Origin of the sequence: Amycolatopsis tolypomycina (genome assembly GCF_900105945.1) — a bacterium.
Lineage (GTDB): Bacteria > Actinomycetota > Actinomycetes > Mycobacteriales > Pseudonocardiaceae > Amycolatopsis > Amycolatopsis tolypomycina.
The window spans coordinates 2,600,843-2,618,187 of record NZ_FNSO01000004.1 but is presented as its reverse complement, the minus strand read 5'-3'; the positions used below and the strand labels follow the sequence as shown (position 1 = coordinate 2,618,187).

General features: G+C 73.1%; 18 protein-coding genes. 10 read left to right on the top strand and 8 right to left on the bottom strand.

The window, feature by feature from the left end; genetic code table 11:
- Positions 1 to 54 precede the first annotated feature (54 nt).
- From BLW76_RS21945 to BLW76_RS21925, 5 genes are all read right to left on the bottom strand, one after another.
- Complete coding sequence (locus BLW76_RS21945) at positions 55 to 960, bottom strand: universal stress protein (RefSeq protein WP_091310344.1); 906 nt, start codon at positions 958 to 960, stop codon at positions 55 to 57.
- On the bottom strand, positions 957 to 1,568 hold the full coding sequence (locus BLW76_RS21940) for a CBS domain-containing protein (protein WP_091310342.1): 612 nt from the start codon (positions 1,566 to 1,568) through the stop codon (positions 957 to 959). The genes BLW76_RS21945 and BLW76_RS21940 overlap by 4 nt, the downstream gene beginning before the upstream one ends.
- Before the next feature lie 102 nt (positions 1,569 to 1,670).
- Entirely contained in the window at positions 1,671 to 2,528 is an 858-nt protein-coding gene (locus BLW76_RS21935) for a universal stress protein (protein ID WP_091310339.1), read from the bottom strand.
- Positions 2,525 to 3,220, bottom strand: coding sequence for a CBS domain-containing protein (locus BLW76_RS21930; RefSeq protein ID WP_091310338.1), 696 nt, complete (start codon positions 3,218 to 3,220; stop codon positions 2,525 to 2,527). The genes BLW76_RS21935 and BLW76_RS21930 overlap by 4 nt, the downstream gene beginning before the upstream one ends.
- Positions 3,221 to 3,222: 2 nt before the next feature.
- Complete coding sequence (locus BLW76_RS21925; RefSeq protein ID WP_091310335.1) at positions 3,223 to 4,080, bottom strand: universal stress protein; 858 nt, start codon at positions 4,078 to 4,080, stop codon at positions 3,223 to 3,225.
- A 284-nt stretch (positions 4,081 to 4,364) separates the two neighbouring features.
- Between BLW76_RS21925 and BLW76_RS21920 the strand changes: the two genes are divergently transcribed.
- From BLW76_RS21920 to BLW76_RS47890, 4 genes are all read left to right on the top strand, one after another.
- Positions 4,365 to 5,363 carry an Acg family FMN-binding oxidoreductase gene (locus BLW76_RS21920; RefSeq protein ID WP_208613349.1) on the top strand — a complete coding sequence of 333 codons (999 nt, stop codon included), beginning with the start codon at positions 4,365 to 4,367 and terminating at the stop codon, positions 5,361 to 5,363.
- A 27-nt stretch (positions 5,364 to 5,390) separates the two neighbouring features.
- Positions 5,391 to 6,266 carry a universal stress protein gene (locus tag BLW76_RS21915; protein WP_091310334.1) on the top strand — a complete coding sequence of 292 codons (876 nt, stop codon included), beginning with the start codon at positions 5,391 to 5,393 and terminating at the stop codon, positions 6,264 to 6,266.
- A 176-nt stretch (positions 6,267 to 6,442) separates the two neighbouring features.
- On the top strand, positions 6,443 to 7,492 hold the full coding sequence (locus BLW76_RS21910; protein ID WP_091310331.1) for a LacI family DNA-binding transcriptional regulator: 1,050 nt from the start codon (positions 6,443 to 6,445) through the stop codon (positions 7,490 to 7,492).
- Between the two features lie 83 nt (positions 7,493 to 7,575).
- Positions 7,576 to 7,908, top strand: a complete 333-nt coding sequence (locus tag BLW76_RS47890; protein ID WP_143060662.1) for a hypothetical protein — start codon at positions 7,576 to 7,578, stop codon at positions 7,906 to 7,908.
- On the opposite strand, the gene BLW76_RS21905 is transcribed toward BLW76_RS47890, so the two are convergent.
- Positions 7,898 to 8,875, bottom strand: a complete 978-nt coding sequence (locus BLW76_RS21905) for an LppU/SCO3897 family protein (protein WP_091310329.1) — start codon at positions 8,873 to 8,875, stop codon at positions 7,898 to 7,900. The genes BLW76_RS47890 and BLW76_RS21905 overlap by 11 nt on opposite strands.
- A gap of 177 nt (positions 8,876 to 9,052) precedes the next feature.
- On the opposite strand from BLW76_RS21905, the gene BLW76_RS21900 reads away from it, so the two are divergent.
- The gene (locus tag BLW76_RS21900) at positions 9,053 to 9,355 is read left to right on the top strand and encodes a hypothetical protein (protein WP_091310327.1); all 303 of its coding nucleotides are present in this window, start codon (positions 9,053 to 9,055) and stop codon (positions 9,353 to 9,355) included.
- A gap of 25 nt (positions 9,356 to 9,380) precedes the next feature.
- Here BLW76_RS21900 and BLW76_RS21895 read toward each other — a convergent pair whose 3' ends face one another.
- The gene (locus BLW76_RS21895) at positions 9,381 to 10,235 is read right to left on the bottom strand and encodes a dienelactone hydrolase family protein (RefSeq protein WP_091310325.1); all 855 of its coding nucleotides are present in this window, start codon (positions 10,233 to 10,235) and stop codon (positions 9,381 to 9,383) included.
- Between the two features lie 304 nt (positions 10,236 to 10,539).
- Here BLW76_RS21895 and BLW76_RS21890 point away from each other — a divergent pair, with 304 nt between their 5' ends.
- The 3 genes from BLW76_RS21890 (at position 10,540) to BLW76_RS21880 (ending at position 13,403) form a co-directional block, all read left to right on the top strand.
- Positions 10,540 to 11,724 (top strand): alpha/beta hydrolase, encoded by a 1,185-nt coding sequence (locus BLW76_RS21890; RefSeq protein WP_091310322.1) that lies wholly within the window; start codon positions 10,540 to 10,542, stop codon positions 11,722 to 11,724.
- Positions 11,725 to 11,759: 35 nt separating this feature from the next.
- A complete protein-coding gene (locus BLW76_RS21885) occupies positions 11,760 to 12,230 on the top strand; it encodes a MarR family winged helix-turn-helix transcriptional regulator (protein WP_091310319.1) in 471 nt (156 codons plus the stop codon).
- Between the two features lie 171 nt (positions 12,231 to 12,401).
- Positions 12,402 to 13,403, top strand: coding sequence for an SMP-30/gluconolactonase/LRE family protein (locus tag BLW76_RS21880; RefSeq protein ID WP_091310317.1), 1,002 nt, complete (start codon positions 12,402 to 12,404; stop codon positions 13,401 to 13,403).
- Between the two features lie 13 nt (positions 13,404 to 13,416).
- Here the strand turns inward: BLW76_RS21880 and BLW76_RS21875 are convergent, their stop codons facing one another.
- Entirely contained in the window at positions 13,417 to 14,820 is a 1,404-nt protein-coding gene (locus BLW76_RS21875; protein ID WP_244170263.1) for a pyridoxal phosphate-dependent decarboxylase family protein, read from the bottom strand.
- A 69-nt stretch (positions 14,821 to 14,889) separates the two neighbouring features.
- On the opposite strand from BLW76_RS21875, the gene BLW76_RS21870 reads away from it, so the two are divergent.
- Together BLW76_RS21870 and BLW76_RS21865 are read left to right on the top strand one after the other, a co-directional pair.
- Positions 14,890 to 15,327: a MarR family winged helix-turn-helix transcriptional regulator gene (locus BLW76_RS21870; protein WP_091310315.1), complete on the top strand. Its 438-nt coding sequence runs from the start codon at positions 14,890 to 14,892 to the stop codon at positions 15,325 to 15,327.
- Positions 15,328 to 15,543: 216 nt separating this feature from the next.
- Positions 15,544 to 17,232 (top strand): enoyl-CoA hydratase-related protein, encoded by a 1,689-nt coding sequence (locus BLW76_RS21865; RefSeq protein ID WP_244170262.1) that lies wholly within the window; start codon positions 15,544 to 15,546, stop codon positions 17,230 to 17,232.
- Positions 17,233 to 17,345 lie beyond the last annotated feature (113 nt).

Sequence of the window (17,345 nt, the reverse complement as noted above, 5' to 3'; positions counted from 1 at the left end):
GGCGGATCTCCGGCCCCTGGGCCTCGGTCATCCGCTGCCGCAGCACGCCGGCGGTCATGCCTTCGGCTCCGGGCGGACCACGAGCACCGGACACCGGGCGTGCTGCACCAGCGCCTGGCTCGTCGAGCCCAGCAGCATGCCGGTGAACCCGCCCCGGCCCCGGCTGCCCACGACGACCAGCTGCGCCTCCGCGGAGACCTCGAGCAGCGCGTGCCGCGGCCGGTCGCGCACGAGCACGCGCCGGATCGCCACGTCGGGGTACTTCTCCTGCCAGCCCGCGAGCCGCTGACCGAGCAGCCGCTCTTCGTCTTCTTCGAGGCTTTCCGGCTGGGTGAGGATCCGGGCGGAGCCGAAGGCGTCCTCATACGTGACGTCGTTCCACGCGTGCAGCGCGATGAGCGGCGCTCCGCGCAGCGCGGCTTCCTCGAACGCGACGGCGATGGCCTGCTCGCTGTTCGGGCTGCCGTCGACGCCGACCACGACCGGGCCGGACTCCGGGACGTCGGCCGAGTCGTGGCGGCCGCGGACGACCACCACCGGGCCGTGCGCGTGGCTGACGACCGAAGCCGCCGTGCCGCCGAGCAGCATGTCCGCGAAGCCGTCCGTGCCGGTCCGGCCGACCACGAGCAGCCGGGCGCGCCGGGACTCGTCGATGAGCATCGGCACCGGCGGCTCGTTCGGGAGGTCCGTCGTGACGGCGAGGTCCTTGTCGATCGACGCGGCCAGCGCGCGGGCGTCGGCCACGACCCGCTCGCCGTCGGTGCGGATCGCGTCGAACAGCGCCTCCGCACCGGCTCCGAGCACGCCGCCCCCGTAGTACACGCCGGTGAGCTGGAGGCCGTGCACGATCCGGAGTTCGAGGTGGCGCAAGGCAGCGAGCTTCGCCGCCCAGGCGACGGCGGCCGTGCTGCCCGCCGAGCCGTCGACGCCGACGGTGATCCTCGGTTCGGTGGTGCTCATCGCTGTTGCTCCTCACCCGCGTAAACGGTGTCGGCGGCGACGACGCCGGGCACGGCCAGTGCCAGCAGCCGGGCGACGTGCCGGTCGGTGTCGTCGTCGTACAGGTCGGTGATGTGGACGTGGCCGTCGCGGACGTCGATCTTCCAGCGGCCCCCGCCGCCGTAGATCTCCAAGCGGTGCTTGACGTCGCGGGCGATGTCGGTGTCTTCCCGCGCGAGCGTGCGGACGACGTCGCCGCGGGTGACGATGCCGACGACGGCCGAGCCGTCCACGATCGGCATCGCCCGGATCCGGGCGTCCACCAGTGCCTGGCACAGGTCGGCGATGTCGGTGCCGGAGCTCATCGCGGTGGCGGGGCTGGTCATCACGTCCCCGACCGTCTCGCCGGCGACGGCGGCGTCGTGGCGCCGGTGGGCATGGCGCGGGTCGGCGGGGATCCGGCCGCGGATCAGGTCGGCCTCGGTGACGATGCCGATCAGGCCGCCGTCGTCGTCGACCACGGGCAGGGCGGTGAAGCCGTGCACGGACAGCAGCTCGGCCGCCTCCTTGGCCGAGGTCCACGGCCGCACGGTGGTCACCGGCGCAGTCATCAGGTCGCGTGCGCGCATCGGAAGTTCCTTTCCTGTCACCTCCCAACCTAGGAAGGCCGGACGCCGGCGGCCGCCGGCGTCGGTCACCGCTCGCGGGGACTTACGTCCCTTCTTGCGTGGTCACGGCTCCCGGTCGCTGGGCCGCACCACCGCCACCGGGCAGGCCGCGTGCGTCAGCAGCGCGTTCCCGGTCGACCCCAGGAGCCCGCCGGCGACCGGGCCGCGGCCGCGGGTGCCGACGACGATCAGCCGCGCGTCGGGGGCGGCGTCCAGCAGAGCGCGCGAGGCGATGCGGTCCCGGACGGCCCGTGCCGTGATGTCCAGCGCCGGGTACTTGCGGGCCCAGCTCGCGAGGTGGGCTTCCAGCTCGCGCTGCTCGGCGACCCCGATGTCCGCGAGCACCGCCTCGGGCACCAGCAGGCCGTCGTGCCAGGCGTGCACGACGTGCACCGGCGCCCGCGCCGCGGCAGCTTCCTCGAGGGCGAACCGCAGGGCGTGCTCGCTCGAGTCCGACGGGTCGACGCCGACGACGATCGGGCCGGTCCGGTGGGGCCGGTGCGTGGGCACGACCACGACCGGGCAGGACGCCCCGGCCGCAACCCGCAGGGCGACGGAACCGATCAGCGCGCCGCGCAGGCCACCGAGCCCGTGCGACCCGAGGACGACGAGCGCCGCGCCGCCGGACTCGGCGAGCAGCAGGTCGACCGCGAGCCCGAGCCGGACCGAGGTCTCGACCCGCACGCCCGGCGCCTCCTCACCGGCGATTTCCGCGGCACGGCGGAGGGAGCGGTGGGCGTGTTCGAGCAGCAGTTCGGAGTTGCCCGCTCGCGATGAGGCTTCTTCGAAGATGCAGGCGTGCAGGAGCTGCAACGTCGTTTCGCGCCGTCGAGCCTCCTTCGCGGCCCAGCGGACGGCGTCGAGGGACGCCGCCGAAGCGTCCACTCCGACGAATACCGGCCGGGTGGCGGTTGCGGTCATCGATTCCTCCTGCGGCCTGGCCGCGAGTTCGCGCTCGGCAGCGCGGGTGAGTTCCGGGAACCGACGTCGTTCCAGACGTAGTCCAGGCGGTTGCGGACCTCCACCACCCCGGGCAGCTCGTGGATCAGCCGCGTCACCGGGTCGATGTCGCTGCGCCGCTCCACGCGCCCCACGACCGTCACGATCCCGGCCCGGACCTGCACGCGCACCCGGTCGGGCCCGAGGTCGAGCCGGTCACGCAGCACGCGGTCGGTGATCTCGCGCTCGAGGTCGGCGTCGCCGCGGGTGAAGACCGCGACCAGGTCGCGGCGGGACAGCACGCCCGCCACCTTTCCGCCCCGCAGCACGAACAACCGGCGGACGCCGGTGCGGGCGAACTCCGCCGCGGCGGTGGCGAGGGTCGCCTCGGCGTCGACCGTGACGGCCGGGCTCGTCATCAGGTCCTTCGCGACGCACGCTGTCGCCTTGCGGGCCAGCCGGCGGTCACGCCACCGGGGTTTGCGGTCCTCCCACAGGTGCGGCAGCAGGTCGGCCTCGGAAACGACGCCGACCAGCGCGCCCGTCTTGTCGACGACGCCGACCGCGCTGATCCCGTTGCCGGTCAGCAGCGCGGCGATGTCCTTGAACGGCGTCTGCGGGGAAACGGTGATCGGGTCGGCGGTCATCACCGCGGACACCGTTCCGGCGTTCATGCTCACTTCTCCTCCTCGGTGCGGACGACCATGACCGGGCAGGCCGCGTGGTGCAGCAGGGCCTGGCTCGTCGAGCCGAGCACCAGCCCGGCGAAACCACCCCGGCCGCGGCTGCCGACCACGACCAGCCGCGCGCCGCGGCTCGCCGACAGCAACCGGGAACGGGGCTTGTCGCGGGAGACCCGGCGCTCGAGCTGGACGTCCGGATACTTTTCCTGCCAGCCGGCGAGCCGCTGAGCCAGCAGCCGACGGCCGGAGTCCTGCAGACCTTCGCCCGGGAAGGCGACGTCCCCGTCGTGCCAGGCGTGCAACGCGACGAGCGGAGCGTTGCGGAGCGAGGCTTCCTCGAACGCCCACGCGATCGCGGCCTCGCTCAGGGGGCTGCCGTCGACGCCGACGACCACCGGGCCGTCGGCGGACTCGTTCCCGCGCACGACCACCACCGGGCAGTGCGCGTGGGCGGCGAGGTCGACGTCGGGCGAACCGCTGAACAGACCCGCGATCGCGCCGACGGGCTCCCCGGTGACCAGGATCCGCGCCCGCGCCGAGACCTCCAGCAGGCCGGGGACCGGCCCGCGGTCACTGGCCTCGGTGGACACGTCCACCCCGGGGACGGCGGCTTCGAGGGTCGCCCGCGTCGTGCGCAGCAGCTCGTCGGCTTCGGTCTCCTTGAACTCGAGCCAGTCGGACGGCGGGGACATCTTCCCGCCGAACGCGGCGTCTTCGTAGCCGTACGCGGTGAAGACGAGCAGCGGCGCGTGCCGGCGGGCCGCTTCCCCGGCCGCCCACAACGCGGCCGCGGCAGCGGTTTCCGACCCGTCGACGGCGACGACGACCGGCGGGTTTCCGGTTGTGCCCATGACTCGGTTCCTCCGGGTTCCGGTGCGCGGATCACGCATCCGGCTCGAAGGTATGGCTCGCCGGCGGGCGGACGCTGCGGCCGTTCGTCCTCGCCCGCGAGGACCTTCGGCCACTCGGCCGAGTCCCTCGACGCGCGTCGTCACCGCCACGTCGATGTCCGAAGTGGACTGTGCGGTCCGGCGGGCTGGTGACCTTGTGCTCTTTCGGAGCCCGGTCCGCCCGGGAGATCCTCGGGCCGAGCCTTCCGATCCACAGCGTGCCGCGCCGCGGCATGGAGGGAGACATGACTTCAGCCATCACGCCGGTCGGCCTGCTGGACTCCGACCAGGTGAAATCCGTGCTCGGTGCCGCGGTGCTGGCCCCGTCGACGCACAACACGCAGCCCTGGCGGTTCCGCTGCACCCCCGTGGGCCTCGAGCTGCACGCGGACACCGAGCGCGCACTCCCGGTCGTCGACGCCGGACGGCGGGAGCTGCTGCTCTCCTGCGGGGCGGCGCTGTTCAACCTGCGCACCGCCATCCACGCACTGGGCGCCCACCCCGCCACGACACTGCTGCCCCGCCGCGACGAACCCGACCTGCTGGCCGTCGTCCGGCCCTTCGCCGCCCGCAAACCCGACCCGCGGCTGGTCGAGCTGGCCGGCGCGATCCCCCGGCGGCACACCAACCGCACGCCGTTCGAGAAAGCCGCCATTCCCCCCTCGGTGGTCACCAGGCTGCGCCACGCCGCCGAGGTCGAGCAGGCGTGGCTGCCACGGCTGGACGCCGTCCAGCTGGCCCGGCTCCGGGAACTGGTCAACAAGAGTCACCACGCCCAGCTCGCCGATCCGGCGTTCGTCGCCGAGTGGCGGTACTGGACCGGCCGGGGGCGAGGCAGCCGCGACGGCGTCCCCGACCACGCCGCCGGGGCGATGCCCGCCGACGACGGCGGCTGGATCCTGCGGGACTTCGGGACCGAGCCCTCGCCCCGGCGCGGCCGGATCGACGCATCCGACCCGCTGGTCGTCGTCATCGGCTCCTTCGACGACACCCGGCTCGACCAGCTCCGCGCCGGCCAAGCCATGCAGCGGGTGCTGCTGACCGCCACCGCCGCCGGGCTCGACGCGTCGTTCATCTCCCAGCCGGTCGAAGTCGGCTCCGTCCGTGGCGAGTTGCGCGACCTGCTCGGCGGCGGACTCTGGCCACAGATCGTCCTGCGCCTGGGCCGGGGCAAGCCGGTGGCGTGGACGCCGCGCCGGTCCGTGGCCGACGTCCTGCTCGAGCCGGACCGGCTCAGCGCCTGATCACCGACTTTCGTGGAGGGACCGGAAATGGTGGAAGCAAGCGTGCGGCCGATCGTGGTGGGCGTGGACGGCTCGACCGCCGCGACCCACGCGGTGAGCTGGGCCGCGCGGGAGGCGGTCCGGCGCGACGTGCCGCTGGTGGTCGTCCACGCGTGCGCGCTGGTACCGGTGGCCGTGCCGTACGCGGAAGCGCTGGTGCCCGCCTACCACCGCGCGCAGCTCGAGTACGGCCGCGAGTGGCTCGACGCGGCGGAGTCGGCGGCGCGGGAGGCCGCCCCGGACGTGCGGGTGAGCACGGACCTGGCCCGCGGCTCGGCGGCCGAGCAGCTGATCGCCCGCTCGGCATCGGCGGAGCTGGTCGTGCTGGGGTCACGGGGCCTGGGCGGGTTCACCGGCTTGGTGGTGGGGTCGATCGCGGTGGCCGTGGCCACCTACGGCCATTGCCCGATCGTGGTGGTCCGCGGCGCCGACGCCGGTGCCGAGGGGCCCGTGGTCCTCGGCGTGGACGGGTCACCCACGAGTGCGGCGGCGATCCCGTTCGCGTTCCGCGCCGCCGCCTCGCGCGGGGTGCCGCTGGTCGCGGTGCACACCTGGCTGGACACGCCACTGGGCGAGATCGGCGTCGACGAGGCCTGGGACGCGATCGAGCGCGAGCACCGCGCACTGGTCGGCGAATGGCTCGCCCCGGCCCGGGCCGAGCACCCTGACGTGCCGGTGGAGGTCGTCGTCGCCCGGCACCGGCCCGCGCACACCCTGCTCGACCAAGCCCGGAACGCCCAGCTGGTCGTGGTCGGCTCCCGTGGCCGGGGCGGCTTCCGCGGCCTGCTGCTGGGTTCGACCAGCCACGCCCTCATCTACCACGCCGCCTGCCCGGTGGCCGTCGTCCCGCCGCCCCGGTGGTGACCGGCTCTGGTTGGAACCACCGGTGCAGGTCCACACGATGACCGGTGTGTTGTCGGCGGTGGCGGCCTGGGGACTGGTGATCGTGCGGTTGGCGTTGACCGTCCACTTCTGACTGTTGCCGCCGCTGCACGAGTCGACAACGCCGAGGCGGCCGCTCGCCTAGACTCCGGCCCATCATGGACGACCCACGCACCGGCCCCTCCCCCACCCTGCGGGATGTCGCCACGGAGGCCGGTGTCTCCGCGGCCACGGCCTCACGAGCGCTCAACGGCAGCACTCGCAACGTCAGTGCCGAAAAAGTGGCACTCGTGCTGCAAGCGGCCACGAAGCTCGGGTACGCGCCCAACCTTTCGGCGCAGGCCATCGCCCGCGGGTCCACCGAGACGGTCGCGCTGATCGTCCACGACATCGCCGACCCGTACTTCTCCTCCATCGCCGCCGGTGCCATCGACGGCGCCGAGGCCGCCGGGCTGACCGTGACCATGGCCGTGACCGGCCGCTCCCCGGAGCGGGAACTCGAGATCGTCTCGACACTGCGCGGCCACCGGCCGCACGCGATCATCCTCGCCGGCAGCCGCGTCGGCGACGACCAGACCGCGCTGGCCGACGAGCTGCGCACGTACGAAGCCGCCGGTGGCCGCGTCGCTGTCGTGAGCCAGCCGGGCCTGCCCTACGGAACCGTCACGGTCGACAACCGCCGCGGCGCCGAGGACCTCGCGGCAGCCCTGCTCGCCCAGGGATATCGCCGGTTCGCCGTGCTGCGGGGCCCCGGCCGGCACCGCACCTCCCACGACCGCGCCGAAGGGTTCCGCGCCGGCCTGGCCCGGGCGAAGATCGACCTCGCCCCCGGCATGGTCGTCGAAACCGACTTCACCGAGGACGGCGGCCACGCGGCCATGACCGACCTGCTCGGCCGCGGCCTGGCCGGCGTCGAGCTGGTGTTCGCGGTCAACGACGTCATGGCGGTCGGCGCCGTGCGCGCCCTGCGCGACGCGGGCCTGGTCCCCGGAACCGACCTCGCCGTCGCGGGTTTCGACGACATCAGCGCCGCCACCGATGTCGCCCCCGCGCTGACGACCGTCGGCGTACCCACGCACGCCATGGGCCGCCGCGCGATCGACCTCGCCCTCACCGGAACGGACAAGGGCGAGGTCGTCTGGCTGCCGACGAACGTCATCCTGCGCGACAGCACCCCTCCTCGGGATACCGGGCCAGCGCGGCGGTGAGCACGGGGACGTGGGCCTGCGAACGGACTCCTCGGCCCGCAGCACGGCCGCGCCCGGTAGCGGCCCGCGGCCGGCAGGTCCGCGTGCGAACGCTGGATGCGCCGGCCGGGCCGACCACCAGCCGGCGGACCAGGCCGGTCGCCCGCCGCAGCGCGCCCGGTCCGGCCGCGACCTCTTCGGGCGCACCGGTGAACTGCGTGCGAACGCAGCCGTCCACCTCCCCCGGGCTGGGGTACGGGATCGTGCCGTGCCCGGACCGGACGCTGGGCCCCCGCGGCGATCCGCGCGCTTTCGCCCGCGCTGCTGCCGAGCTCGTGGTCCAGCAGGGTGAGCTCGACCAGGGCCGGCTCGCCGGAGTCCGCGGGCACCTGGAACGAGCGCTCCCCGCCGAGCCCATCGGCGGAACTACTTCCTGACCGACTGCAGGCAGTACGTGGTCGCCGTGAAGGAGCCTTGCGCGCTCCAGGATGCCGCCTGGTCCGCGCCGGGGAAGTCCTTGCAGATCTCCTTGACCGTCTTCGACACGGTGTCCAGCTTGGTCAGGCCCTCCACCTGGCCGAGCACCTTCGCCGCGCCCTTCGCGCACGGGGCGAGGTGGAGCTCGTCGCCCGGGCCGGGGGCCATGCACTCGCCGACCGCGGGCCTCCGGTTGGCCGGGTTCTTCAGGTCCTCCAGGCACAGGATCTTCGACGACAAGCTGCCCTGGCGCTTCCACTCCATCGACGCTCCCGCGGACGGGACCTTGGTGCAGACCGCTTTCGTGAGCCCGGCGAGCGCGCCGCCGTCCTCGATGGCGGCGACCTTGTAGCTCGCCTCCGGTCCACATGGGACCCTTTCGGCGTGGGCGGCGGAGAGTTCGCCCTTGAGGCAGTCACCCACCGCCGGCATGCCCTTGCCCGGGTTCTTCAGGTCCTCCAGGCAGAACAGCGTGCCCTTCGAGACGTCGACGCCCTCCCAGTACGCGGCGGACGCGGTCGGGAACCGGTCGCAGCCGCCGAAGTTCATCGCCACCTGGTGCTGGTCCGCGAGCTTGCCGACGATCTTGTAGGCGGCCTCCGGGCCGCAGGCGACCGAGGACACGCTGTCGGCGCGGTCCGGGTTGCCCTTGAGGCAGTCGCCGACGTTGCTGCTGCCGGGCTTGGCCGCGGTCAGCCCGGCCACGACCACGGCAGCGACCACGAGGAGCACGAGGGGAATCCCGATCCCCAGCGCGATTTTGCGGCCGGCTCCCCGCTTGGGCGGCAAGCCGATCGGCGGCGGCGCCGGGTACTGCGCGTGCGGGTACGGCGTGGCCGGGTACGGCGGCAGGGCCGGTTCCGGGGTCGGGGGCCGGAAGGGATTCGCCTCCGGCTCGTGCTGCGGTCTGTCTTCGGGCGTCGTCACGGAAGGTCCCCCCAGCGTGTGAACATGATCGGAAGCCAGATCATAGCCGCAGGTCAGTCCCCACCGGGGGACCGCTTGATCACCCGACAATGCGGTGACGGTTCGCCCATTCGGATCTCGCCGACTACCCGGCGTATGCCTATCGTTCGAAGTTCACCTGGTCGGGAGGGGCACCGGATGGCATCGCTGAAGGCCGGCATGGTCATGAAACACAACCACCAGAAGGTCGTCATCCTCCAGACCGGCCTGAGCTCCGAAGGCGCGGAAGCCGTGAAGATCGCCCGGCTCAGCACGAGAAGGCCGGCGGGCAGTGCCCGCTCCGTCGAGGCGAAGACCTGGGCCGGTGTCTACTGGATCCCGCTCGACCAGGTGAGCGTCGTCAAGGCCGCGGGCGTGGTCTACGCCGCCACCGGCCCAGGGCGGGTCTCGAAGGAGACGCTGAAGGAAGTACTGAAGGAAGTGGGCGGCACTTCCGGCTGAGCCGCTTCCCCATCCGGGAGAATGTCTACAGTGGACAGGTGACGCGGTACATCGAGATGCCCGTGGCGTCGGCCACCGTCGGGCACAGGAACTTCCCGTAGCGCGTGTCCTGGTCGAGGGCCAGCTTGAGCCACGGGACGAGGGTGCGCATTTCGACGGTGTTCGGCCGGGTCGCGAAGAGGTGGTCGGCGCCGGCGATCTGCACGTAGGCCTTCTTCAGGGCCGCCGGCAGGGTGACCCACAGCTTCTCGAGGTACGCCGGGGTGACGACCGGGTCGCGCTGACCGGCGATGAACATCGTCGGCACCCGGTCGCCGGCCAGGTCGAGGTTGCCCACCGGGGAACCGGGCGCCAGCCCGACCACCGACTTCAGCGACGGCCGCCGCAGGGCCGCGAGCAGGGCGCCCGCGCCACCCGCGGAATGACCGATCACGCCCAGCCTGCTCCCGTCGACGCGGGTGCGCACCGGGCTCCGCTGCGTCAGGTAGTCGAGTGCCGCGAGCAGCTGTGTGGCGCGGGCGTCGGCGCTGTCGGTCCGGCTATTGGTCTCGATGCCGATGACCACGAAGCCGAAGGACGCCAGCCGGGGCCCCATCCAGGCCTCCTCGTCGGCGAACAGGGCGGAGTAACCGGGCACGATCGCGACCGCGCCCCACGTGCCCAGGGTGGTGTCCGCCGGGTGGTAGAGGTACCCGCCGTTGAACCCGTTGCCGGGCGGCACTTTCGCCTGCGCCGTCGCGAACGGCCCGTATGGCGCCGCCACGCTCGCCAGGGTGGGATCCGGCCCCCGCTGGTACGGGTTGGCCGCGGCGGCCGCCGGCGACACGGCCACGGCGACCAGGGTCAGCACCGCCGCGATGCCGGAGAGAACGCGTCGCATTGCCTTACCTCCTCGGGTGACCGGCGGCTCGCCCTCGCGGAAACCGGAGAAGAGCACCGAAATCGTGCCGATGGCCGGCAGCCGCGTGCGGAATCACGCTAGTGCCAACGGATCGGGCGCGCCAACTCCCCCGCGCCGGCCCGCGTCGAATCCGCCGAAGGGGCCAGGTCACGCCTGCTCCCGGGCGGTGAAAGTTACGAGCGCGGGCCGGGCACGCACGGACGTGGCGCGCGTCACGACCAGATGGTCAAAATTTATGACTATCATCAATCTTGACCAACTCGGGGAGACCGAGGAGCTGACGATGTCGGTCATCGAACTGACCACGTTCACCGTGGCACCGGAGCACACCGAGGCGATGCTGGCCGCGCGCCCGGGCATGGTGGCCGCCTTCCGGGCCGACCGGCGGGGTTTCCTCGCCGCCCGCCTGGTCCGCCTCGACGAGCGGACCTGGCTCGACTTCGTCGAGTGGACCGACGACGCCGCGTGGGACGAGTCGAAGGCCAAAGGCGCGAACCTGCCGGCGATCGGGGCCTTCTTCGCGACGATCGACTCCCTGGTCGGCGCCGAACGCGGCGTGCGCTACGACGACTCCGAAGACGGCGCCCGCCGGGTCCGCACCGTCGCCTACGGACCCGAGCCGTCGCAGGTCGGCGAGCTGTACCTGCCCGAAGGCGACGGCCCGTTCCCCGTCGTGGCCGTCCTCCACGGCGGCTACTGGACGGCCCTGTGGGACCGACGGCAGCTGACCGCCGTCGCCGACGACCTCGTCGCCCGGGGCTACGCGGTGTGGAACGCCGAGTACCGCCGGATCGGCGAGCCCGGCGGCGGCCTGCCCGGCACCTTCCTCGACGTCGCCGCGGCGATCGACGCCCTCGACGGCATGGACCCGGCACTCGACACCCGCCGCGTCGTGCTCCTCGGCCACTCCGCGGGCGGTCACCTGGCCACCTGGGCCGCCCACCGCGGCGCGCTCCCGCCCGAGGCACCCGGCGCCCACCCGCGGGTCACGCCGATCGGCGTGGTCGCGCTGGCCGGCGCGCTCGACCTGGAGGCAGCCGACGCGGCGGGACTCGGGAAGGTGCTCGCCGACCCGGCCGCCGAGCCGCCGAAGGACGCGCCCGAGCCGGCCCGGCCCGAGGTGTGGCCCGCGGTCGCGGACGCCGTCGGAGGCGGGATCCTGCCGCTGCTGCTCGGCGGGCACCGCGCGGACGCGCCCGAGCACTACGCCTGGACCTCGCCGCTGCTCCTGGCCAGTGCCGGGGTGCCGGTCCTCGCCGTCCACGGCACCGCGGACGAAGCCGTGCCCGCGGAATGGAGCCGCCGCTACGTCGGGAAGGTGACCGCGGAGGGCGGCAGCGCCCGCTTCGTGGAAGTCGAGGGCGGCACCCACTTCGACGTCGTCCGGCCGGACCACCCGGTCTGGCCGGAGATCACCGGCTGGATCCGCGAAACCGTCGCCGGAGCCGGCGGCCGCGGTGATCGTTAGGCTGTCCGCGGAGGGCGACGGCGAGGAGCGGTGAGATGACGACCCGGGCGGAACGCAACGCGACGGACCCCGATCTGGGCGTGCTCGCGGGGCGACTGCTGTTCGCCGTGCAGCGGGAGCTGTTCTCGACGCTCGCCGAGCGGGGCTTCGACGACCTGAAGCCCCGCCACGGCGCCGTCCTGGCCTACCTCGACCCGGACGGGGTCCGGGCGACCGACCTGTCGAAACTTTCCGGGCAGCACAAGCAGAACGTCGGCCTGCTGATCGACGAACTGGAGTCGCTCGGGTACGTCCGGCGGGTCCCCGACCCGAGCGACCGCCGGGCGAAGCTCGTCCGCCCCACCGAACGCGGGCTCGAACAGATGCGGACCGCGGACGCGATCATGGCGGACATCCAGCAGCGGCACGCCGAGCGCATCGGAAGCGACGACTACGCGCGGTTCAAGCGCCGGCTCATCGACATCACCGAGCACCAGCGCGCCCACCTCCGCCCCGACGACGACTGAGCCCTTCGGCCCGAGTCCCACTCTCACGGCTTGTTCGAAAGCTGCGGCCGAGCCGGTGCGGTTGGATACCTGCTCACCGCTCTTGTCCGTGGCGAACGAGGTGCGCTACGGTGGCCTGGGAGCGCTCCCAGCCTCGGAGTCCGGCAGCACCTGCTCGCAAGGAGGCGACGCATGGCTCACAGGACACACCGTCGCAAGTGGACAGTGACGGCAGCGGCGATCGTCCTCGCGGGCGCGGTGACACCCGCGGCGTCCGGCGCCACCGCGGATCCACCGTGCACTCCCGGAGCGACCTACGGCCGGCCGTTGCCGAGCCCCGCGGTGGCGGCCCGGCTCGTGCGGGGCGGGTTCACCTTCCTCGAAGGGCCCACCTGGGACCGGCGGACGGGCACCCTGCTGATGTCGGACATGCGCAGCCCCACGGGTCCCCAGGGCGTGCAGCCGTCGGCGATGATCCGGCACACCCCGCCGGCCACCTTCGAGACGTTCATCGCCGACGCCGGCAGCAACGGCCTCGCGATCTCCGCCGACGGCACGCGGGTGCTCGCCGCCACCCACGACAACCGCACGGTGTCGGCCTACAGCCTGGCCGACCGCAGCCGGACGACGATCGCGGCCGGCTACCTCGGCCGCGCGTTCAACTCGCCGAACGACCTGACCACCGCCAAGGACGGCACCACCTACTTCACCGACCCGAACTACCAGCGCGGCAACCGCCCCGACGAGCAGGGCGGCCGGACCAGCGTCTTCCGCGTGCGCGACGGCGTGGTCGGCCTCGTCGACGACACGCTGCCGCAACCGAACGGCGTCGTCCTGTCCCCCGACGGCAAGACGCTGTACGTGGGCGCCACCGGCGCCGACGTGATCATGAAGTACAGCGTGCGCCCCGACGGCACCACCGGCGACCGCACGGTGTTCGCGAACATCCGGACCCCGGACGGCGCGACCGTCGACTGCGCCGGCAACGTGTACTGGGTCTCCAACGGCGAGGGGCTCGTCTACGTCTTCTCCCCGACGGGCGCCCGGCTCGGCACCATTTCCGCCGGCCGCAACAGCACCAACGCGGCGTTCGGCGGCCCGGACGGCCGGACCCTGTACATCACGTCCAGTGTGTCCGGTGGCGGGTACGGCCTCTACCAGGCGCGGCTCAACGTGCCCGGCAATCCCTACTGAACGAGCCGGCCGTTCACCTGCTGCTCAACCGGGCGATTTCCGCGTGCAGGCCGGGGATGTGCGTTTCGCTCTCCGGTTTCATCAGGACGCTGCGCAGGATCCGGCCACGGGGGACGTCGTCGTGCACGCGGTGGCCGCGGCGGGCGAGGTCGGCACCGGTGACGGTGTACGTCGCGACGAACAACGCCTGCTCCGGGGGGCGGCGCAACCCGGCCTCGAGCACGTGGGCGCTGACGCGGTCGATCTCGGAAAGCGTTTCGCGGGCGGGGAAGTAGCTGACGATGTCGAGCTGGGGCGGCTGGAACAAGGCCAGCTCGGCACTGCCGTCGATCAGGTCCGCCCAGGCGAGCGCGGCACGGCGGCCGGGGCGGAGCACCGCGCCGAGCCCGTCCGGGGTCAGGGGCAGGACCTGGGACGTCAGCCACAGCGCCGCGGCCGCGGCGCCGGCCCGGGAACATTCGAGGGAGATCTCCCCGAGGTGCAGCTCGTCGGAGGTGAAGTACGTGTACGGCGAGTCGTGCAGGTAGTGGCCGGCGACCGACGGGTCGCGGAAGAGCACGGCACCGCAGCCGTAGGGCTGCAGCCCGTGCTTGTGCGGGTCGATGACGACCGAATCGGCGTCGGCGATGGCGCGGAAGGGCGCCGAGGCCACGCCGTCGGCGGTGTCGTCGGCGATGAGCCGGAAGAACCCGCCGTACGCCGCGTCCACGTGCACCCGGGCCCCGTACCGGCGGGCGAGGGCGACGATCTCGCCGACGGGGTCGACGGCACCCAGGCCGGTCGTCCCGGTGGTCGCGACCACCGTGCCGATGCGTCCGGCGCGCAGCAGGTCCTCGAGCGCGTCCAGGTCGAGGGTCCCGTCCGCGGTGACGGCCACCGGGACGGCCTCGATGCCGAGCACGTGGCTCATCCGGCCGTGGGTGTAGTGGGCGTCGGCGCTGTGCGCGATCGCCTTGCCCGGGTGCGTCTCGCGGGCGACGAACAGGGCTTCCAGGTTCGCGATCGTCCCGCTGCTGGTCAGGTGTCCCAGGTGCTGCGGCAGGCCGAACATCGCCGCCAGGTCCGCGACCACCTCCTTTTCCATGGCCGCGGTGGCGGGACCGCCGTCGAGGGCGTGGTTGTTCGGGTTGATCAGCATCGCGCTCAGGTAGCCGGCGACGGCCGCCGGATGGGGCGGCTTGAGCATCTGCCCGATGTAGCGGGGGTGGAAGAACGGGTAGTTGTCCCGCAGGCGCCGGTGCAGTTCCGCGGTCGCCTCCCGGAGCCGCTCGAGCGGCACGTCCTGGGCGGGGTGCGGGTCGTAGCCGCCGTACTCGGACATCCAGGCCCCGACGTCGCGGACGGCGTCGCCGAGCACCGCGGCGAGCTCCGGGAAACCGGCCGGTCCGGCCCGCAGGACACCATCGTCTCGGTGCATCGGCACTCCCCGCACGTTGACTATCAATACATAATTATCTTCACATAACTATCGGGTAGGGTTCAAGGGGTGCCCCGCCCGCAGCCTTCGGACCCGTACGCCGACCTGGCCGACCTCGTGCTCAACGTCGCGCGCCTGATCCGCCTGCGCACCCCGGCCGAGCCGGCCGTCGTGCCGCTCACCGCCACCGAGCGCCAGGTCATGCGCATCGTGGACCTGGACCCCGGGTGCGCGCCGAGCCGGATCGCCGAGCGTGCCGGGCTGCAGCGCACGAACGTCAGCACCGCCCTGCGCGGGCTGGAAGCCAAGGGCATGCTGACGCGCACGGGGCACGGCCGGAGCGTGACCGTGCACCCCACCGAGCTCGCCCAGGCCAACCTCGGAGTCCTCCGCGGCGCGTGGTCGGCGCTGCTGGCCGACCTGCTCGGCGACGTCGACCCGGCCACGATCGCGCGGTGCAACGAGACCCTCGCCCACCTGGAGCGGCGCTTCGCAGGCGACGAGTGAGTAAGTAGTTGAGAAAGCGCTTTCAATGATCGCGGTTACCGCCGGAAAAATATCTCCGGTTCACCGGCGAAAACGGTCCTTTACCACGGCGTCGCCCCTGAACAGCCCGGTTGGCGGAATGCAGTTACCCCGTTGGCCGCGTTTTCTTCAGTGCCGCTTCGGGTAACGTCGATCGGTCGCCTGAGGAGATCGATCGCGGCAACGAGCGGAGGCCCGTTGAAAATCCTGTTGCTGTGTTCCGCTTTCAACGGCCTCAGCCAGCGCGCCTGGCTCCGCCTGTGCGCCCGCGGCCACCACGTCACGGTGCGGACCGTGCGCGATCCGCAGGACATCGCCGCGGCCGTGTCGGCGGCCGAACCCGACCTGATCATCTGCCCCTTCCTGCGCCACCGGGTTCCCGAGGCGGTCTGGCGCCGCCACCGCACGATCGTCATCCACCCCGGCCCCGAGGGGGACCGCGGGCCGTCCGCGCTCGACTGGGCGATCATGGACGCCGAACCCCGCTGGGGCGTCACCGCCCTGCAGGCGACCGGGGACCTCGACGGCGGGCCCGTCTGGGGCACCCGGGTGTTCCGGATGCCGGCCGACCCGCCGCGCAAGAGCACCCTCTACAACACCGAGGTGTCCGACGCCGCGCTGAGCCTGATCGACGAAGTCGCGACCAAGGCCGAAGACCCCGGGTTCACGCCGCGGCGCCTGGACCCCCGGGCGGGCACGGACCGTCCCCTGGTCCGGCAGACCGACCGGTCCTTCTCCTGGGGTGACCCGACCGGCCACATCCTGCGGCGCATCCGGGCCGCGGACGGCCGTCCCGGCGTGCACACCGAACTGGCCGGGGTTCCGGTCGCGGTGTTCGACGCCCATCCCGGGGACACCGGGCCCGGCGAGCCGGGCACCATCGTGGCGCGCACGCGGAGTGCGGTGCTGGTCCGGACCGGCGACGGCGCGCTGTGGATCGGGCACGCGCGGCGGCTGGCGCCCGAAGCCCCGGGCACGACGGTCAAGCTCCCCGCCGTCCTCGCGCTCGGGGACCGGGTACCGGACGTGCCGCGGATCGCCGGCCCGCCCGGCCTCCGCGACCTCGGCTACCGGCGGGTGGGCCGGGTCGGCTTGGTGCGCTTCGAGTGCTACAACGGCGCGATGTCCACGGCCCAGTGCCGCCGGCTCACCGCGGCCGTGCGCTTCGCCTCCGCGCAGGACACCGACGTCCTGGTCCTGGCGGGCGGCGAGGTGTTCTCCAACGGCCTGCACCTGGGTGTCATCGACGCGCACCCGGATCCCGCGGCGGAGGCCTGGCGGAACATCACCGCGATCGACGACCTCTGCCGGGAGATCATCGGCTGCACCGGTCAGCTCGTGGTGTCCGCGCTCGCCGGCGACGCGGGCGCGGGCGGGGTCATGCTGGCCCTCGGCGCGGACCGGGTCATCGCCCGGGACGGCGTCCTGCTCAACCCGCACTACCGGAAGATGGGGCTCTACGGCTCGGAATACTGGACCTACGTGCTGCCGAGCCGGGTCGGCGAAGACCAGGCCCGCCGGCTGACCACGGCCTGCGAGCCGATCACCGCCGCCCAGGCCGCCGCGCTCGGGGCCGTCGACCAGCTCGCCGACGGCGACCGCGCCGCGTTCGTCGCCACCGCCCTGGCGTACGCGACCGAACTGGCCGCCGGTGGCCACGCGAAGGCCCTGCTCGACCGCAAACGGGCCACCCGGGAGGCCGACGAGCAACGCCGGCCGCTGGAGACCTACCGGATCCGCGAGCTCGCCGAGATGAGCCACGACATCTTCGACGACCGGCACGGGTTCGCCCGCGCCCGGCGCGCCTTCCTCACCGGCCGGCCCGCCGACCCGCCACCGCCCTCGCTGCCGGTCCCCCGGCGGCCATCGATGACACCGGTCGGCTGAGCGGGCGCGCCCGCGTAACCGCAGGTCAGCTCCCGGTCACTACGCCGATCGGCTGTGACACTTGAGCCGTTCGTCCCGACTTATCCGGTACGGGCGCACCCGGCGCCCGTGCC